Consider the following 17,144-nt stretch of genomic DNA (forward strand, 5'->3'; position numbering starts at 1 on the left):
GTGCTGAGTATGCCGGGCGAATATGTCAGAAAGGCTTCAGCAAGATGACAGTTCCGTGACAGATTTATGACGGAACCATGACAACGAATAAAATCAGTGGGTTGCGTAAACAGAATTCGTCAAAAAATGTCTCGGAAATCGGGTTTGAACCGTGAAAAAGGATCGGCCCCGGCGAGGATCCAGGCTCATCCTCAGCCGGCAGCCCTTCATAATTCAGTTTCAGGTATCAGGAGGAAACCACATCATGACAAACGACCGCTGCTGCGCCTGGGGCGCCTCGGGGTCCAGAGCGATGCGCGAGTATCACGACACCGAGTGGGGTGTGCCGACGATTGACGAAAAGCGTCTGTTTGAATTTCTGATTCTGGAATCCGCTCAGGCCGGTCTCTCCTGGGCCACGATCCTCGGGAGACGTGAGGGATACCGGAAAGCCTTCGCGGGGTTTGATCCGGAGGCTGTCGCTTCTTTCCGTGAGGCAGATGTCAATCGCCTGCTTCTCGACCCGGGCATCATCCGGAACCGGATGAAAATCGAGGCCGCGATTACGAACGCCCGGGCTCTCATTGATATCCGGGAAAGGACAGGATCCTTTGTCCGCTGGTACTGGAGCTTCACGGATGGATGGCCGATTGAGAACGCGTGGACGGATGAGTCGCAGGTGCCTCCCTCCACGCCGTTCTCCGACCGGGTCGCGAAGGAATTCAAAGCGAAGGGCTTTCGCTTTCTCGGCACCACGATCCTCTACTCCTTCATGCAGGCGACCGGCATGGTGAATGATCACGTAACGCGCTGCAGCCGGTACGAATCTATACGCACGCTCGGGCTCTCATTCGGAAAAAATATTTCCTCCTCTATAGGCTAGAGGCAATACCTAGAGAGTGTCTTTGCGCTAGTCTTTCCTACGTACTGTTTTTCTGTAAGGAGAAAGTCATGGAATTCCGTGAAACGCTGGCCCGCCGTCGTTCTTCCAGAGCCTATGAGACGACGCCCGTGTCAGATGAAGCTTTGGACACGATTCTTGCCGCGGGCCGCGCGGCTCCGGTCGGCATGGGGGAATACGGCACCGTGCACCTCACGGTGGTCACCGGACGCGAAAAAATGGCGGAACTCCGGAATTTCTTCATGGCATCAGAAAGCCACGATCCGCTGTACGGCGCCCCCGCCTTCATCGTGGTTTCCGCGAAGCCCGGCACGGTAGGTACGCTTGACGCCGGAGCGATCATTGAAAATATGCTGCTCGCCGCGGCGGACCTCGGCCTTGGAACCTGCTTCATCGCGGGCTGCCTTCTCGGAACGAAAGACCCCGCGAAACTCCGTTCGATTCTTCAGATCCCTGAGGGGTTTGAAGTGAAGTCCGGCATCACGCTGGGACACATCACGGACTCCGTTCCCGCAAAGACGCTCACGGAACGCTTCAGCTGCACCCGTCTCTGATCAGAGACGCCTTAGAAAAAATAAACAGAGAATCCGATGACGAATGCCCTGAAGATTGAAACCTTCCCCTACTACTTCGCGATCGCAAAAATCCGGAATCCCGCTTCTATCAACTGGAAGTCACCGTTTGTCTTTGTCGGGAAGACGGATGATGAGCTTTCGCTTGTGGCGCTTGAGTCAGAGGTGCCTTCTGACGCCTATCCCGTCGACCGGGGCTACCGCATGATGCGGGTCGCAGGGACGCTCGACATGTCACTCACCGGCATTCTGGCCCGGATCTCCAAGGTACTCGCTGATGAGGAGATCCCGATTTTCGCAGTCTCCACCTACAACACGGACTACATCCTGGTGAAGAGTCATACCTTCAGAAACGCGATCCAGGCGCTCAGCCGCGCGGGGTACCTCGTGTCGAACGAAATTTCCTGAATCCTGAGGTACGCGGGACTAAAATTTCCGGTATCCGGTGAAACCGGCGCGGCATCCGCCGCCCCGGTTTTTTTCCGCCCTTTGAAAGCCTCCCGCGGAGCTTTTCCTCCGCGATGCATCTTTTTATCGGGACCTTTCCGTCATGGAATTTTCTAGCGCCATTGCATTCCGTCATTCGATCCGGTATTTCTCAGCCCGCCCTGTTCCGGATCCGGTTCTTCAGGCGATCGCGGAAGACGCGACAAGGGCCCCCTCACAGCTGAATGGCCAGGACTGGAAGATCTGGATTTCAACGGGAGAGAGTCTCGACGCAATCCGATCGGAATTCGATGAACGAAACCGGGCGGGTATTCCGCCTTCAACCGACTTCGCGAACCTTCCGCTCTCGGAGCGCTCCCCCGAAGTCCGGGCCCGGATGGAAGCGATCGCGGCAGAGCGTGAGGCTCTGGGGCTTGAGGCTGATAAACGGGCAAGCCAGGCTGTGCTTTTCCACGCGCCCGCGGTCGCTTTTATCACGATCCCCAAAGTGCATTCCGAGTGGATGGTGCTTGACGCCGGAGCGCTTGAAGCGTTTCTGCTCCTTGCAGCGGCCTCACGCGGTGTCGGCAGCATTCCGGCCTTTAATCTGGTGCGTTACCCCGATATCGTGAAGCGCGTTCTCGGTATCCCCGATAACCTGATTCTGGCGATCGGGATAGGACTGGGATACCCAGCTGACTCCCCGCTTAACCGTCTCCGGACGGGCCGCGCGCCACTGAGCGAGATTCTCACTTTAAAACACTGAAATTCCCATTTGGAAAAATACAAAAAGACACTGAAGACCCTGTAATTAGTATCACTGACACTTAAATTACCGTAGATCCGAAAATCTTTATTCCGTGATCAGAGTTCCTGATTTCAGGCCATAAAAAACGGGAGGGGCAACCCTCCCGTTTCTGTATCCGGCGATGCATTTCTGCCCCGTCCGGTTTCTGCCTAATCCTCTTCGCTGGACGATGAATTCACATCCCGGTCGAACCCGGCCTAGAGCGTATCAAGGAATGACCGGAACCAGACGGACCCGCCCATCCTCGCGAACGTATCCCGCTGCTCAGTGGTACAGCGGATGTGAAGCACCATTTCCTTCGTGTGGAGAGATGCGGGCCGGCCCCGTCTTCGGGACCGAGGGGCGGCTTCTGCCGCCTCTTCCGCATTTTTTTCTTTTTCTTCTTCCTGCTGCATTTCAGACCTCTTATCAGCTTTCCGGGGGGACCGGTCAGCGGTTGACTGCCGGTTCATGGTTTTTCTCTAATTTTAATGGCTCAGAAAGAAAAAAGTCCAGTAAAAAAATAACTCGATCAATAAAAAATCATTTATTCTCAATAAGATCGAGCATAGCTAATAACATAAAAGAGATACAGAAAATTTATTTTCCGTGATACTTAAATATAACCGTTCTCATCTTTTTTTGTTACTTCAAACGGTTGAATTTAACGAGTTTCGGAAACACGGGGCATTTGGCCCAGAGCCGCACAAAGATTCCGGTCGTGAGAGCGGAAATCACGGTGCCTTCGCGCACCCCTTCGATGCGTCCGAGGAAGATGAGACCGAGAACGCAGGCGATCGCGACAAGCGACCAGTCAAAGATCGCTTTCATGCGTCCGAGTGATATTCCGAAGCGTTTCGAAGCCTCAATCACGAAGCCGTCGCCCGGAAGCGTCACCGCGCAGCTCGCGCCCTGGAAGACAACGCCCAGCGCGAGGAAGGCGTTCCCGAGAAGATTCTGGGCGATCTTCGCGGCATAAGGCCCTGGGGGGACCGCGGCGAGGGCCCACATGAAGAAATCAATGAGAAAACCGAAAAGGAGAACAATCGGAACCTGGAGCAGATTCCGGGTGAACTGAAAGCGCTTTCCCATCACCGCCCAGAGGAGCGCGAAGAAAAACACATTGAGACCGATCGACGCGGCACCGAGTGTCAGCGGAGTGAAGAACGTGACCGTATAGGGTGAGGATGAGAGCGGTGTTGTGCCGAGCCCCGCCCGGGTCGTCATCGCGATCCCGAACGCCACCGAACTCATACCAATAAAAAGACATCCCCAGCGGCTCACAAACTGCTTCACGCGCAGCCCTCCTTCTTAAAACCTGTTGAAAAAGAAAAAACTGCCCGCCTCGGGTTTCCGGGAGGCGGGCAGCCAGACCGACCGGTAAGGATACCGGACAGAAAGAAAAAAATCTGTTATCCGGGCAACGCGCAGAGCGCTTCGAAGTCCTCATCCAGCGTTTTTTCGGCTGCGGCAAGCGCGGTTTTCTTTCCGCGGACCCAATCAGAATCCGCTCGGATCCCGTCCTCGGCCTCGCGGAAAAGGCGCGTGAGCTCAGTCGGCTGCGGACCGCCCCGGGTCGCGCGGCCGTTCACGATCGAGCGGGGATCCAGCGCCGAACGGAAATCGTATTCCGTGAGCGGGAAGGTCTTAGGAATCCCCTCTTCTGTTCCGGAGGCAAGTTTCTCATAGAGCGCCTTCGCGTCCTCATACGGAAGTGTGAGCGGGGTGTAGTCCCGGCTTCTGGCAAATGTCACAAGGTCGCTTGCGAAGTGATGCCCCTCTCGGAACGGCACCCCGTAGTCCTTCATCAGGACATCCGCGATGTTCTGGCTCGCGGTCCAGTCAAGATTCAGTTCCTCCAGAGCCCGCTCGGGGTTCACTTTGAGAAGGGTGAGAACGTGAGCGAAAGCCCGGAGCACCGCCGCGCCCTCCCCCATCACCGTGCAATTGATTGCCTCATCCTTCGGGTCATACATCCCTGGCATCAGATCGTGCGCCCGGAAGATCGTTCCCGTGAGTTCCCCAAGCACCTGATTCGCGTCCCGCCGCACATCGATCAGCGACCCGGGGTTCCGCTTCTGCGGCATGGCGGTCGACGCGTACGTGCTGGACACGAGGATCCAGGGGCGCGGCTGCGCGTACTGCGTCATGATGTCCTCAATAAACTGCGTGATGTGCAGCATCGGCTCAACGAGCTTGAGACTGGCCTCCACCGCGGTGTCGGTCGACGAAATCTGCGCCGCGTCGTACGCGTTTTCAACGAGCCCCTCAAATCCGAGGAGCGACGCCATCGACTCACGATCAAGCGGCCAGGGGGTCCCATTCAGCACCGTGGTCCCCATGGGACTGAGATTCAGACGGGCCCAGAATTCCTTAAGCGACTCGAAGTCGCGCCTGAAACCTTCAAGGTGTCCGAGCCAGGTGTGCCCGAGCGAATTCGGCTGCGCCGCCACCCCATTCGTATAGCAGGGAGCGATCGTGTCCCGGTTTTCCTTCGCTAGGCGAAAGAGTGTCTCACGCACCGAGTTCAGCGCGGTCATCACTTCAAGCGTCTGATCCCGAAGCATCGCCCGCTGATACACCGCATGCATATCCTGGGAAGACCGCCCCGCGTGGATCAGCGTGACATCGATCCCGGCCTCCGCGATGAGAAGGGGCTCATAGCGCACATACATCTTGGGACGGGGGTTCCCGGGGGTATTGCCTTTCTCGATCACACGTCTCTGAGCTCTCGCCCATCCCGGGGCCCGCCTGGGGTCGAGAAGCCCGCTTCGGGTATTCACGACAAACGTCGCTTTGTTGATCTGGGAAAGCCAGAAAAACTCATCCCGCGGCGGTCTATCGCCAGTCCAGGGAGCAGCGTCCGCGAGGCGGCCGGCCTCGCCGGTTGAAGGAACACCGAGCGTCATTTCTCATCTCCTTAATCCGCGCGGCCGAATAGAAATGAAGCGCGGTGAGACCGGCGCTTCTCCGACCGTCATGCCCCTTATGTTAAGACGAAACGCCTGCATTCAGGGCCGCGGGACGAAGCGTCAGACAGCTTATCTTCTCTGGATTTCTTTTGATGTAATAAAAGTATTGACATCTAAATTTTTCTTCGCTATATTTCTTCTTAACAGATAAAACAACACTTATTACATCAATAAGGCAGAATTCAAAATGGCAAAAATCGCAGTTGTCGCCGCGAACGGCAAAGCTTCCCGCAAAATTATCTCTGAAGCCCTTTCCCGCGGTTTCGACGTAACCGCTTTCGGGCGTCACGAAGAGAACAATACGGAGGCGAAGACTTACGTCCGTAAGGACATTCTCGATCTGACGCGAGAGGACCTCGCCGGGTTTGATGCCGTAGTGAGCGGGTTCGGAGCTTTCACGCCTGAAACCTTCCCGCTCTACCAGACCACGACTGAGCACCTCGCGGATATCCTCTCCGGCTCTGACACCCGTCTGCTCTTCGTCGGCGGTGCCGGTTCCCTCTACACGAACCCGGAACGCACGGAAACTCTCGCGGATGGGAAAGACTTCCCGGAGGCGATCCGTCCGCTCGCCCAGGCGATGAAAAAGGCGCTTGGCTACCTTCGTACGAGAAACGATGTCCGCTGGACCTATATCAGCCCGGCTGCGGTTTTCCTCGCGGACGGTCCCCGCACGGGATCCTATGAACTCACGGGCGAGGATTTCACGGTGAATAAGGACGGAAAGTCTGAAATCTCCTACGCCGACTACGCGATCGCGATGGTGGATGAGATTGAGCGCGGAAATCACATCCGCGAGCGGATTTCGGTCCGCTGGGCTTAAAATCCCCACCTTCCCCAAGAGCGGTTACCGCGTCAGGCGTCATGCGAGATGCCTGACGCTTTGACGCATTTACACTTCAGGAGAATCAGGGCTCTATGCAGATTTCCACCAAATTCACGACTGCTGTGCACGTGCTGATCGCGATTGAGTACTTCAGGGATGATGAAAAGATCACGAGCGATATGCTCGCGGGAACGGTGGGCAGCAACCCCGTGATCATCCGGAACATCATGTCGCAGCTGAAGGAAGCCGGCCTGATTGAGGTCCGCCGGGGACCTGGCGGCATCACGCTTCTGAAGCCGCTTGAAGCCATCACGTTTCTTGACCTCTACCGGGCCGTGGAAACCGGGAGCAGCGCGCCTCTTTTCCACTTTCATGAGCACCCGAATCCCGCGTGTCCTGTCGGACGCGCGATCCATGGAAGTCTGGACGCGACGCTGGATGCCATTCAGGCGTCCTTTGAAGCTGAGCTGAAGCGTCACACCGTGGCGGAGATTTACGAAAAGGCGGTGGAGACTATCGCGAAAGAGGGCGACGCATCCGAACCCTCCCCTGTCTGACCTCCCTTGTAAGACATCCAAATCCACGGAAAGTCTCTCCGCACTTTGAATGCGGAGAGTCTTTTTTATTATCCGTTTCAACCGATTATGACGATTCAGAACACGGCCGATACCGCCGGTGTTAAAGTGAATTCCGAAGCACCCTGTTCTACAAAAAATCAAAGGAGAGCAGCGCATGGCACCATCAGTTCACCAATACATCCGGATTTCAGGACAGGCTCATGAGCGAGGCGTCGCTTATGGGTCTTTCGCGAAGGAACGGATTCTGAAGGTTATCGACGAATACAAAGTCCTCTTCGACAAAGAAGCGCATCTGCCGTGGAAAGATGCGGTCCGGATGGCAAAACGCTACGAACCGGCAATCCGGGCTTACCGGCCGGACCTGATCGATGAGATGAAAGGTATCGCCGAGGGGGCCGGCGTGCCGTTCGATGTGATTCTGACGCTGAACTGTCGCTCGGAAGTGATGTTCGCGAAGAGCGAAGCGCCGGCAGACGACTGCAGCGTGATCGGTGTGCCGCCGGAAGCGTCCGGCAACGGAAAAACCTATCTCGCGCAGAACTGGGACTGGTGGTCGATCGGAGCCGGAACCACGGTGATTCTTGAGGTGGACGAGCGGCCCTATCCGAAAGCCCTCATCGTGACTGAAGCGGGTCTGGTCGGAGGAAAGGGACTCAATGCGGCCGGGGTCGGCGTATCGCTCAACGCCATGTCAGTGAAGAAAGGACAGATCGGCGTGCCCCTTCATGTGATTCTCCGGAACGCTGTGCAGCAGCCGACCGTCCCGAAGGCGATTGATACGATCGCGAAAGCGAAGCGCGCGGGCTCCGCCTGCGTGGGGCTCGCGAGCGCGGACGGTCTTGTGGTCGCGGTCGAATACGCGCCTTCTGACCTCGATATCCTTCTCTCAGACGGTCACCCGCTCTGCCACACCAATCACTGGCTCTCCCCCTACATGCTCTCGCAGGGAGAGGCGACCCGCTATTCATTCACATCGACTTTTACGCGTCTTGACCGCGTCCGGCGTCTCACCCGCGCGGAAGAAGGTCATCTGAAGCGGAAGACACTGTTCCGGATTCTTTCGGATCACGCCGGGAATCCGGACGGCGTCTGCCGTCATGACGACATGTCGCTGCCCGAATACCACCGTCACACTTCTCTTTGGTCCATGGTGCTCGATCTCGACGATCGCACGCTCTGGCTGACTGAGGGGTCGCCCTGCTGCACGAAAGCGAGATCCTACACGCTGAAGTAATCTTCTCAATACAAAACGCGCCCCTGCCTGACACTTTCAGACAGGGGCGCGCTGTTTCCCTGGCGGGATGACAGTCTTCTGTTCCCGGTTACTTCACAAAGAACGGGAAGATGTAGAGAACCACCGCGATCACGCAGGACGCTGACACAATCACTTTCCAGACCAGGTACTCACGATCCATCGCGCGTTTTTCTTCAGGCGGCGGCACATCATCCGCTCCGGACGCCGCGAGATCCAGTGTGAATTCCCCGGCCTTGCCGTATTTCCACCGGCAGACGAGATAAATCGCGATACCGAGCACGCACCAGAGCACACCCGTGATGAAGGCGTCCGCGTCGAGCTGCGTCATCATCAGCACATAGATCACCGCGCTCACCGGAGCTCCGATCTTGATCCACGGAGCCTTGTAGCTCCGCTTCAGTTCCGGGTGCTTCTTACGGAGAGCGAGCGCGGCAATGATGCCAAGCACGTAGTAGAAGAGATCCGCGAAAAGCGAGAGCGACGCGATATATTCAAGCGAATTTGTCGCGATCAGCGCGACAGACAGCACACCGAGCACAATCACGGCGACATACGGCGTCTGATATTTCTTACTAGTGATCGCAAAGACCTTCGGCATGGAGCCGTCACGCGCCATCGTGAAGAGATAGCGGGGAGGCGTCGAGATCGAGGCGTTCAGCGTGGAGAAGTCGCCGCCAAAGGCAATACCCGCGGCAAGGAGCGCGAGCGGGAAGCCGAGAATTCCGGCCGCCTTCATCGCCTGGGCGAACGGCGCTTCCGCGTCCGTGAGCGACGCGATCTGATCCGGAGGCGTGATGCCGACGAGGTACCACTGGAAAAGTGCGTTTACCGCAAAGACCACAAACGGGGCGAGGAACATCGCGCGCGGCACATTGATGTGCGGGTATTTGATTTCTTCCCCCATTGCCACGCAGGCCTCAAACCCGGCAAAGCACCACCAGATCATGCAGGTCGCGGAAAAGAATCCAAGAGGCGTTGTCGCGTGAAGGAACTCCGGAGCCCGCACAAAGGACGGCAGATGGACATTCGGAATCATCGTGAGGAACCAGATGAAGGCGACGCCCCAGAAGAAGAACATGAAGCCGTTCTGCAGCTTTCCGGTGAGCTTCACGCCGAAAACATTAGCCACAATGAAGCCCGCGGTCACAATGGAGGCGAGCACCACGTCGGATATCGGCAGGTCATAGCCAAACGCGAGGAAAAGCGTTCGGAAGTAGTAACTGAAAGCGAGCGCTTCGCCCCCCGTCACTGCGACAAGCGAAATGATGAAGTTCCAGCCCGCGAGCATTCCGGCCGCGCGTCCAAGACCAAGAGACGCGAACTGGTAGGTGCCGCCTGCGTAAGGAAGCGCGGCTCCCATTTCCGCGTATAGGAGCGCCGGATAAATACTCACCGCGAGCGCGAGGAGCGTTGCAAGAATGACCGCTGGCCCGAGCGTGCCGACAACATTGGAACCCGTTGTAAAGAGACCGACACCGATCACAGAGCCCGCCGTGATCGTCACCGCCTCCCGCATGCCGAATGTGCGTTTCAGACCCCCGGCCTGGGGGCTTGACGCCTCAATTCTGGTTTCTGTCATAGGATTTATGTTTTTATATTGATTGAAGTTGGATGGACTGCCTGATCCGCGGGGCAGGAAGCCCGACGGGGCAGGCACCTTCCATGTTAGTGCGGCACTGTGACTCGAAGGAGCGCTCCAAAGCCGTTCTCTGACCACGGTCGACTGAGATAAGGAAAACGTCTGAGACTTTCCCCCGCTTTCTCTCTTTTCGGGTTTTCATCAGACATTTTCCGGATATCACCATCAAGTAACGTTTTTAAATTTCAACTACGCTATTTTTCGTTCACGTTTTTTGCTGAATAAAACCGTGAACCGTTCCCCCCTGACCGCCATACGAAACGCTCTGTGCCACCTGCCGCAACATTGATACCTATAAATAAATAGAGCTTTTACAGAAACCCGTAAATCCAAGACAGAAGCCTCCATCATGATGAATAAATTACGGAATTTCTTCCTGGAATCCCTATTTTGTGATACATAAATATTTTTAAAAAGGCGTAATGTATGAATTGCGGAGAAAAGAAAAAGAAGAAACCCCGAGAGCATTTCTTCCTTCTTCTCTTCTCCGCGAAGCGGGTTTAGGAGCAGCCGGAAGCCGGTTCCGCTATTTTCCCGAAGTCCTTGCAGCGGAAGCATCACGGCGAATCCGGAGACACTGCTCCGGCATCTGTAGAAGCATGAGTGCGTACAGCCTCATCCCGTGACTCTCTCCTCGGAGATGAGGTCTTTTTCCCTCCTTCCCTGCAAGTTCTCCTCATGGAAGGAGGGATATTTCTTTTCCCCTCATTTGTCTCCCCGTTCACATTTCCCCCTCAGAAGCCTGGTCTTCAAAAAGACCCTCGGCCGGTTTTGAATCTGGCTCTGTCCTCTCTTATTCTTCACACTGTTTTGACGCGCTTTGAACGGGGGTTTCACACGGCAGGGAACACACTTTAACTGTCTCCCTTTATCTGCTGCCAGACTTCCGTCCGTCGGCACTCCGAATCCCGTGAAAAGACGTTTTCTTTCCGCTGCAGCCGAAGCGATTATTCCGGCTCTGCTGCTCGCGGCGCTCATCATCCTTCACCCGGTCTCCATTGACCTCGCGGTGGAGCGTTTCTTTGCGCCGGATGGAACGTTTCCGCTTCAGAACAGCGCAGCGCTGCTTTTCTTCCATAAATGGGCAAAACTGCTCACGGTGTTCGTGGCTTTGGGAGTTATCGCGATCGCGGTAAAAGACCGGGCCAAGATCTCCCCCCGGATTTCTGTCACTGAAGCGGGCTATCTTATTACCGCAATACTCGTCTGCGTCGGGACAGTCTCAGTGCTGAAAGATATGACCGGGGTCTACTGCCCGGTTTCCACGACGTTCTTCGGCAGCACGCATCCGATTCTTGCCCCTCACTTCGGATTCAGCCTTTCAGCCTCTGGCAACTGCTGGCCCGGAGGCTTCGCCGGAACCGGTTTCAGTCTGATCCCCTTCTGGTTTGCTTTCAGACGCCGCCGTCCGACCCTTGCCCGCGCCGGTCTCTTTTTCGCTATCCTCTTCGGAACGGTCTGCGGTGTCATTCAGATGATGCGGGGATACCACTTCCCGAGCCACAATGTGGCGACGTTCCTTCTTGACTGGAGTCTCTCCGCTCTGGTCTACCTCGCGTTTCTCGCGGCTTCGTTAAAGCGTTGCCATGCGGCTCGCTTCATTCGGATTCCTCAGAAAGCCTGAACGCTGATCCGGTTTGAAAATCAATAAGAGGGACGGTTCCCCAGAAACCGCCCCCGGAAGAGGTTTGCTTCAAAATGTCTGAAATGTCTTTTCTCCTCTCACTCCAGGCGCTTCATGGTACATTTTTTGATTCCATCATGATGGCGGCGACCCGGGTCGGGAACGCGGGAGAAATCTGGATAGCACTCGCCGCGGTGCTTTTATTTTCAAAAAAGACCCGCCCGGTAAGCATCGCGATCATCGTCAGTCTGTTCGCTGATCTCTTTATTTCAAATGGCCTTCTGAAGTTTCTTTTTGCCCGTCCGAGACCCTGCGCCATTGAGACAGGGGTCTCTATGCTGCAGGCGTGCCCGCCTTCTTTCTCATTTCCTTCCGGTCACACGGCTGTGTCATTCACGGTGCTCGGTGTTCTGCTCGCAAGCAGGGAATTCAAAATTGCTCTCGCGGCGCTTCCCGTCGCGCTTCTGATCGCCTTTTCGCGGCTCTGGCTTTTTGCCCATTTCCCGACAGACGTTCTGGGGGGTGTTGCCGTGGGACTCGTGCTTGGATATGGCACCTGGCATCTCCTTCTCCTGATCCCCGCATTCAGGCGGTTCTGGAACTGGTCAAATGAAGAAGCACTGACGCAGGCCTGAATAAAACAGCGCCCCGAAAAATCACTAACGGGACGCTGTTTTTATCGGAAGCTCGGGATAACCAATTATTCTTCAAAGGTACCGCGAACAATAATTTCGCAATTCCGCATCATCTGACGCCCCTTGGCAAAAACATCCGTAAGTTCAAGATTGTCATCAAAAAGCAATGCATCTGCCGTTGCTCCATCGGCCACCCGACCTTGAGTAGATAGCCCATGCGAATCCGCAACATTTTTGGTGATAAAGGGAAGAACATCCTCGAGCTTCTGCCCCTTTTCCCTGACAAGCTTCTGAATAGTTTCAAGATTACATTCAATCCCGCAGACAGCCAGCCCTACCATTTCCCCCTTGTCATTGAAACGAGGTTTGGAGCCATGACCGTCTGAGCTCATCGTAATGCGGGCAGGGTCAACCCCTTCGCCAACCGCTTCAATAAAGGCATCAGCCGGGGAGTCGAAGCAGCAGGATCCGCCTGTTGTGATATCGATATAGCCGCCTGCTTTGGCAAACTGCACAGCGGAATCAAACACATACTTTGCCCTTGCGCAATGAGTCGGGCGAATATGGCGAATCGGGAAACCGCGGTCCACTATTTCCTTAAACATTTCAAATTCGCCATGAAGATTTCCGGAATGAACATGCAATACACCGATTTTTCCGGAAATCATGCCGGCAAGACGAATGTCAGCCAGTAGCTGAATAACCTGATCAACTGTCGGGAAGGATGAGCGGTGATCGCCAAGCGCAATCTTGACTCCCAGGCACTCCGGAACCATAAAGATATCTTTTGCGGCCTCACCGCTCATCGTGGTCGGAGGAAAGCGGTAATTGCTCGTATACATCCATGTGGACACCCCTTCTGCGGCCAGCGCACGAATTTTGGCAAGCAGATTTTCAATTGAGCGGGTAATAAAGTCTGTCCCTGATACCCCAACAAGAGAAGTGGTTCCACAGGCAACCAATTCCGAAAGCACCAGTTCCGGTGTTCTGGACACGGGACCGCCTTCTCCGCCGCCTCCTGTAACGTGAATATGCTGATCAAAGAATCCAGGCGTCAGCAGTTTCCCTGCTGCATCAATTGTCTCAAGCCCTGGCATTACTACGTTGAGATCTTTTCCAACCGCAGCAAAACGGCCATTCACCATTAAAACGTCCTGAACCCCCAGACGTTCCGGCGCATATACCTCGGCGTTTCTAATCAGAACTGCATTCATCATTTGACTCCTGTCAGAAAGAGAATGGGATCAGGCTGCCGGCATTTTTTACGGCAGCCCGGGTTCCGTTCGTTCAGAGGAAGGCGGCTGAAGCCGCAATATTGGTAATCAGAGCAAGCACCATTACGGGAATCGTGCGGCGCACGAGCTGGAACGGTGTGATGCCCGCGATTGACGACACGGCAATGGTGACGCCCGCAATCGGGCACATCGTACGGGCAATACCCGCCGAAAGCTGTACAGGAACGGCAAGCACAGCCGCGCTCATACCGACAGAAGAGGCCGCCTGCGGAAGGAGCGGAGAGAACGCAAAGAACGCCGCATTTCCAGAACCTGTAACCAGGGTCGCAAGAACCATAATGGCGATCATGATGAAGAGCATGACCCAAACGCCGGCCGATTCCATAGACGCGGCGGCGTTGATCATCGTTGTGATACCGCCGACCTTCGTCATACCGAAAGCAAAAAGCTCAGCGCAGCAAATAAGGGCTACAGTTGATGTAAAAACTTTGCCCATACCTTCATACACAGCCTTTGTCCTTCCAATCGAATCTTTCACACCCCGGGTTGTGATGAGGTCAACAACGAAAGAAACAAGAATGGAAATGATGATGGCGGTCTGAAGCGAGAGTTTCACGGGCTGATAGACCATCGGGCTGAAAATAATCAGAAGAACAAGGGGCAGCATCGGAAGAATCGAATACCAGACAGGACCCGCACCTTCAAAGGCCTTTGCTACATCTTCCTGGGTCCCGGCACCGCCTGTTTCAACACCGTCCTTCTTATCAAACCACCGCTGAACAAAGAAATGCCCGATTGCTACTACAGCGATTACGCAAAGTGCAACCGGAATCTGGTTCTGAACAAAATAGGTAACGACGTCTGTATTCAGAAGGTCTGCGGCCCGCATCGCGTTTGAGGATGACGGTCCAAGATCAAGGCAGCAGGTCGACCCAATCACCGCGGCAGCGGAGGTCTTAGAAACTCCCAGAGCGACGAGCAGCGGGAAAATTGAAGCCATCAACAGCAACCCAAGGCCGACCGCGCTGTTAATGAAAAGTGCCATAAACTGACCAACGACGTAGGTCACGGCAAGAAGCAAATAGGGTGAGCGAATCGCTGAGAGCGGCTTCACACAAAGCTTCACAAGAGCCTTGGATGCCCCAATCTTATCCATGTAATACGAGAAGCCCGCAATCCACATGATGTTGAGACCCAGACCTGGGAGGCGTGTTTTCATGCGGTCAGTGAAGGCCTGCGCAAAATCAAATCCAAGGAAATGGGTGGATGCCTTTGCCGGCACCGGATCAACTCCAAAACACGCAGCAACTGCGAGGAATAAAAGACCCGCAATCAAAAGAACGGTAGGCGGGTAATAGTTTTTGAAAATACACCACGCAACCGCCACTATCACTGCGAGCGTTATGACGACACCTAGCATGCTTCATCTCCTTTGTGGTTGATGCATAACCGTTGAGGCACAGACCCTGATGCCCCTTTTCCTCTGCCATCCTGGTGGTTAGGGAGCGGAAGACCAGGCTTATCCGGACGGACAGCCTCGCGGAGGCGTGAGCTGAATAGAACTCCTCAGCATTTTTTTTGAGATGACGTTATATGCACGCCTCAGCGTAATACCGCTTAAAGACTACTCCCAATTATTGATTCGGTGCCAAATCTCCGTTGCCTCTCCGTGATCAACGATGTGATAGCGATCGAAAGCAGCCGCTGTCGGACACGCGTGATTCGGGAGAATGCGAAGCCGGGTATCCAGCGGGAAATCCGCTGCTGAAATCGGCTTCCCGTCGCGCCGGGCAATGATGCCGTGCTCCTGGTTCGCTGACGCCACCCAAAGCTCCGGAATCAGGTTTCCATTGATATCGCAGACCGCTCCGTAACCCCAGTCAACCGCCTGAGATGCCGTACCGCGGTCCCGGCTCATCGCGAGCCACCCACCATCCGTAATCAGCCAGCCCTTCTCCTGCTGCCGGCCAATGACAGAAACAAACACGGACTCAGCGATATCTCCGATCTCGCAGACCCCCACCCCATGCATAAAGAGATCGAAGATGGTTCCGACACCGCTTCGGTATTCTGTGACGCCGGGAGCCTTTTCAGCGGCGCAGAGCGTAGGAGTAGAGCCGACACTCACGATTTCAATCGGGAAGCCGGCGGCGCGAAGATCATCCGCCACACGGTTAATTGAAGTCACTTCATTCTCGGCCGCAACTTTCAGCTCCGCTTCACCGTGCGCCGAATAACTGCCGCCCGTGTGCGTCAGGACTCCGACAAGCGCCGCGCCATCCTTCAGATGCCGGGCCACCTCAAGGATTTCAGGGCTTCCCGGTTTTAAACCGGAACGATGCCCATCGCAGTCGATTTCAATCAGTACCCGAAAACCGGTGCCGGCTGCCCGGGCATAGTGACTGACGGCGTCCGCCGCCTCAACGCTATCGAGAATGATCTTGCAGTCGGCTCCGGACTTATTAAGCCGATCAACCCGGGGCAGCTTATGCGGGGCGATTCCGACAGCGTAAATCAGATCCGTGATTCCGTGAGAGGCAAAAAATTCCGCCTCTTTCAGTGTGGAAACCGTAGCGGGACCGGTCGGTCCCTCAATCTGGAGACGGGCAATTTCCAGACACTTATGCGTTTTCAGATGCGGACGCCAATGCACACCGAGCTTCGCGCAGGATGATTTGGCTCGGGCAATATTCCGGATAAGTTTGTCGCGATCAATCAAAAGCGACGGTGTATCGAGCTCTGTGAGCTTCATAGGCGCGGCCTCGAGGAAGAGAAAGAAAATTTATTTTTTTATTCTCCCCCACCCACGATAGTCTGAATCACGCATAAAATCAAAACAGTTTTGATAAAAAATCAAAGATAAGTAGCAGGAAGACCGATTTTCCAACCCTATTCCTGCCTTCTCTTTCCGGTTTTTTCTGATTTTTTAGGACTGAGAATTTATGAAACGCTTGTTGCTGCTCCTTCCCGCTCTGATTTTTGCCGCCTCGGCCGCGTCTGCCGCTGACGCTCCCCGCGGGAATACCCGGTTTGAAAGCTTTTCCCAGGTGAAGAAGATTCTGCTCAATCAGGTCTTCAATGATCACCGCACGACGATTTACTGCGGCGCGTCTTTCACGCCGGATAAGCAGGTCATCCTGCCGAAAGGATTTATCGCGGCCAAATCCCCGAAACGGGCGAACCGAATCGAATGGGAGCACATTCTGCCGGCGGAAAACTTTGGGCGGGCCTTCACGGAATGGCGTGAAGGAGCGCCGGAATGCGTAAAAGGAAACGGTAAGCCTTATAAGGGCCGTGCCTGCGCAAACCGCGCGAGCGCTGAGTATCGTCTGATGCAGGCTGATATGTATAACCTCTACCCCGCAATCGGCTCCATCAATGCTGCACGGCAGAATTACGACTACACGCAGTTCGCGAAGGGGACCCCGAACACTTTCGGCACCTGCCCGATGAAGATTGAGGACCGGAGGGCTGAACCTCCGGACACCGTGAAGGGACTCGTCGCCCGCACGTATAAGTACATGGAGTGGGCTTACCCGAAGTACCGGATGAGTAACCAGACCCGTCAGCTGATGAACGCCTGGGATAAGACGTTCCCGGCCACAGCCTGGGAGTGCGAGAGGGCGGACCGCATCGCGGCAATTCAGGGGAATGAGAATCCCTTCACGCAGGCTGCGTGCAAAAAGCCCGCAAAATAAACATTACTTGTCACTGC

Annotated in this window: 17 protein-coding genes; 10 read left to right on the forward strand and 7 right to left on the reverse strand. The window is 55.3% G+C overall.

Annotated features, from left to right (window positions below; genetic code table 11):
* The first annotated feature begins 244 nt into the window (after positions 1–244).
* The 4 genes from BN1936_RS08365 (at position 245) to BN1936_RS08380 (ending at position 2,644) form a co-directional block, all read left to right on the forward strand.
* Entirely contained in the window at positions 245–862 is a 618-nt protein-coding gene (locus tag BN1936_RS08365; protein ID WP_022443603.1) for a DNA-3-methyladenine glycosylase I, read from the forward strand.
* Between the two features lie 68 nt (positions 863–930).
* Positions 931–1,434 (forward strand): nitroreductase family protein, encoded by a 504-nt coding sequence (locus BN1936_RS08370; protein ID WP_022443604.1) that lies wholly within the window; start codon positions 931–933, stop codon positions 1,432–1,434.
* Positions 1,435–1,470: 36 nt separating this feature from the next.
* Positions 1,471–1,860, forward strand: coding sequence for an ACT domain-containing protein (locus tag BN1936_RS08375; RefSeq protein WP_049687154.1), 390 nt, complete (start codon positions 1,471–1,473; stop codon positions 1,858–1,860).
* Positions 1,861–2,002: 142 nt separating this feature from the next.
* Positions 2,003–2,644 carry a nitroreductase family protein gene (locus tag BN1936_RS08380; protein ID WP_022443606.1) on the forward strand — a complete coding sequence of 214 codons (642 nt, stop codon included), beginning with the start codon at positions 2,003–2,005 and terminating at the stop codon, positions 2,642–2,644.
* Between the two features lie 239 nt (positions 2,645–2,883).
* On the opposite strand, the gene BN1936_RS08385 is transcribed toward BN1936_RS08380, so the two are convergent.
* From BN1936_RS08385 to BN1936_RS08395, 3 genes are all read right to left on the reverse strand, one after another.
* Positions 2,884–3,081, reverse strand: coding sequence for a hypothetical protein (locus BN1936_RS08385; RefSeq protein WP_148521221.1), 198 nt, complete (start codon positions 3,079–3,081; stop codon positions 2,884–2,886).
* A gap of 229 nt (positions 3,082–3,310) precedes the next feature.
* On the reverse strand, positions 3,311–3,961 hold the full coding sequence (locus BN1936_RS08390) for a YczE/YyaS/YitT family protein (RefSeq protein ID WP_022443608.1): 651 nt from the start codon (positions 3,959–3,961) through the stop codon (positions 3,311–3,313).
* Positions 3,962–4,077: 116 nt separating this feature from the next.
* A complete protein-coding gene (locus BN1936_RS08395; RefSeq protein ID WP_022443609.1) occupies positions 4,078–5,574 on the reverse strand; it encodes a lyase family protein in 1,497 nt (498 codons plus the stop codon).
* Between the two features lie 250 nt (positions 5,575–5,824).
* Here BN1936_RS08395 and BN1936_RS08400 point away from each other — a divergent pair, with 250 nt between their 5' ends.
* The 3 genes from BN1936_RS08400 (at position 5,825) to BN1936_RS08410 (ending at position 8,275) form a co-directional block, all read left to right on the forward strand.
* Positions 5,825–6,460 (forward strand): NAD(P)-dependent oxidoreductase, encoded by a 636-nt coding sequence (locus tag BN1936_RS08400; protein ID WP_022443610.1) that lies wholly within the window; start codon positions 5,825–5,827, stop codon positions 6,458–6,460.
* A 95-nt stretch (positions 6,461–6,555) separates the two neighbouring features.
* Positions 6,556–7,020 carry an Rrf2 family transcriptional regulator gene (locus BN1936_RS08405; protein WP_022443611.1) on the forward strand — a complete coding sequence of 155 codons (465 nt, stop codon included), beginning with the start codon at positions 6,556–6,558 and terminating at the stop codon, positions 7,018–7,020.
* 175 nt (positions 7,021–7,195) lie between these two features.
* The gene (locus BN1936_RS08410; RefSeq protein ID WP_022443612.1) at positions 7,196–8,275 is read left to right on the forward strand and encodes an acyl-CoA--6-aminopenicillanic acid acyltransferase; all 1,080 of its coding nucleotides are present in this window, start codon (positions 7,196–7,198) and stop codon (positions 8,273–8,275) included.
* Positions 8,276–8,363: 88 nt separating this feature from the next.
* Here the strand turns inward: BN1936_RS08410 and BN1936_RS08415 are convergent, their stop codons facing one another.
* Positions 8,364–9,875 carry an APC family permease gene (locus tag BN1936_RS08415; protein WP_049687155.1) on the reverse strand — a complete coding sequence of 504 codons (1,512 nt, stop codon included), beginning with the start codon at positions 9,873–9,875 and terminating at the stop codon, positions 8,364–8,366.
* Between the two features lie 970 nt (positions 9,876–10,845).
* On the opposite strand from BN1936_RS08415, the gene BN1936_RS08430 reads away from it, so the two are divergent.
* Together BN1936_RS08430 and BN1936_RS08435 are read left to right on the forward strand one after the other, a co-directional pair.
* Entirely contained in the window at positions 10,846–11,559 is a 714-nt protein-coding gene (locus BN1936_RS08430) for a phosphatase PAP2 family protein (RefSeq protein WP_049687158.1), read from the forward strand.
* A gap of 74 nt (positions 11,560–11,633) precedes the next feature.
* Positions 11,634–12,194 carry a phosphatase PAP2 family protein gene (locus tag BN1936_RS08435; RefSeq protein ID WP_049687159.1) on the forward strand — a complete coding sequence of 187 codons (561 nt, stop codon included), beginning with the start codon at positions 11,634–11,636 and terminating at the stop codon, positions 12,192–12,194.
* A gap of 65 nt (positions 12,195–12,259) precedes the next feature.
* On the opposite strand, the gene iadA is transcribed toward BN1936_RS08435, so the two are convergent.
* From iadA to BN1936_RS08450, 3 genes are all read right to left on the reverse strand, one after another.
* Positions 12,260–13,411, reverse strand: a complete 1,152-nt coding sequence (gene iadA / locus BN1936_RS08440; RefSeq protein WP_049687160.1) for a beta-aspartyl-peptidase — start codon at positions 13,409–13,411, stop codon at positions 12,260–12,262.
* Between the two features lie 70 nt (positions 13,412–13,481).
* Positions 13,482–14,849: a C4-dicarboxylate transporter DcuC gene (dcuC, locus tag BN1936_RS08445; protein WP_049687161.1), complete on the reverse strand. Its 1,368-nt coding sequence runs from the start codon at positions 14,847–14,849 to the stop codon at positions 13,482–13,484.
* Positions 14,850–15,053: 204 nt separating this feature from the next.
* Complete coding sequence (locus tag BN1936_RS08450; protein WP_049687162.1) at positions 15,054–16,181, reverse strand: alanine racemase; 1,128 nt, start codon at positions 16,179–16,181, stop codon at positions 15,054–15,056.
* A 190-nt stretch (positions 16,182–16,371) separates the two neighbouring features.
* Here BN1936_RS08450 and BN1936_RS08455 point away from each other — a divergent pair, with 190 nt between their 5' ends.
* Complete coding sequence (locus BN1936_RS08455) at positions 16,372–17,127, forward strand: endonuclease (RefSeq protein ID WP_049687163.1); 756 nt, start codon at positions 16,372–16,374, stop codon at positions 17,125–17,127.
* Positions 17,128–17,144 lie beyond the last annotated feature (17 nt).

Origin of the sequence: Dakarella massiliensis (assembly GCF_001182045.1) — a bacterium.
GTDB classification, from domain to species: domain Bacteria; phylum Pseudomonadota; class Gammaproteobacteria; order Burkholderiales; family Burkholderiaceae_F; genus Mesosutterella; species Mesosutterella massiliensis.

Coding starts and splice junctions, on each gene's coding strand:
- BN1936_RS08405 (WP_022443611.1), top strand. CDS start 6,556: ATGCAGATTTCCACCAAATTCACGACTGCTGTGCACGTGCTGATCGCG.
- BN1936_RS08395 (WP_022443609.1), bottom strand. CDS start 5,574: ATGACGCTCGGTGTTCCTTCAACCGGCGAGGCCGGCCGCCTCGCGGAC.
- BN1936_RS08370 (WP_022443604.1), top strand. CDS start 931: ATGGAATTCCGTGAAACGCTGGCCCGCCGTCGTTCTTCCAGAGCCTAT.
- BN1936_RS08380 (WP_022443606.1), top strand. CDS start 2,003: ATGGAATTTTCTAGCGCCATTGCATTCCGTCATTCGATCCGGTATTTC.
- dcuC (WP_049687161.1), bottom strand. CDS start 14,849: ATGCTAGGTGTCGTCATAACGCTCGCAGTGATAGTGGCGGTTGCGTGG.
- BN1936_RS08385 (WP_148521221.1), bottom strand. CDS start 3,081: ATGCAGCAGGAAGAAGAAAAAGAAAAAAATGCGGAAGAGGCGGCAGAA.
- BN1936_RS08415 (WP_049687155.1), bottom strand. CDS start 9,875: ATGACAGAAACCAGAATTGAGGCGTCAAGCCCCCAGGCCGGGGGTCTG.
- BN1936_RS08375 (WP_049687154.1), top strand. CDS start 1,471: ATGACGAATGCCCTGAAGATTGAAACCTTCCCCTACTACTTCGCGATC.
- BN1936_RS08450 (WP_049687162.1), bottom strand. CDS start 16,181: ATGAAGCTCACAGAGCTCGATACACCGTCGCTTTTGATTGATCGCGAC.
- iadA (WP_049687160.1), bottom strand. CDS start 13,411: ATGATGAATGCAGTTCTGATTAGAAACGCCGAGGTATATGCGCCGGAA.
- BN1936_RS08365 (WP_022443603.1), top strand. CDS start 245: ATGACAAACGACCGCTGCTGCGCCTGGGGCGCCTCGGGGTCCAGAGCG.
- BN1936_RS08410 (WP_022443612.1), top strand. CDS start 7,196: ATGGCACCATCAGTTCACCAATACATCCGGATTTCAGGACAGGCTCAT.
- BN1936_RS08400 (WP_022443610.1), top strand. CDS start 5,825: ATGGCAAAAATCGCAGTTGTCGCCGCGAACGGCAAAGCTTCCCGCAAA.
- BN1936_RS08435 (WP_049687159.1), top strand. CDS start 11,634: ATGTCTGAAATGTCTTTTCTCCTCTCACTCCAGGCGCTTCATGGTACA.
- BN1936_RS08455 (WP_049687163.1), top strand. CDS start 16,372: ATGAAACGCTTGTTGCTGCTCCTTCCCGCTCTGATTTTTGCCGCCTCG.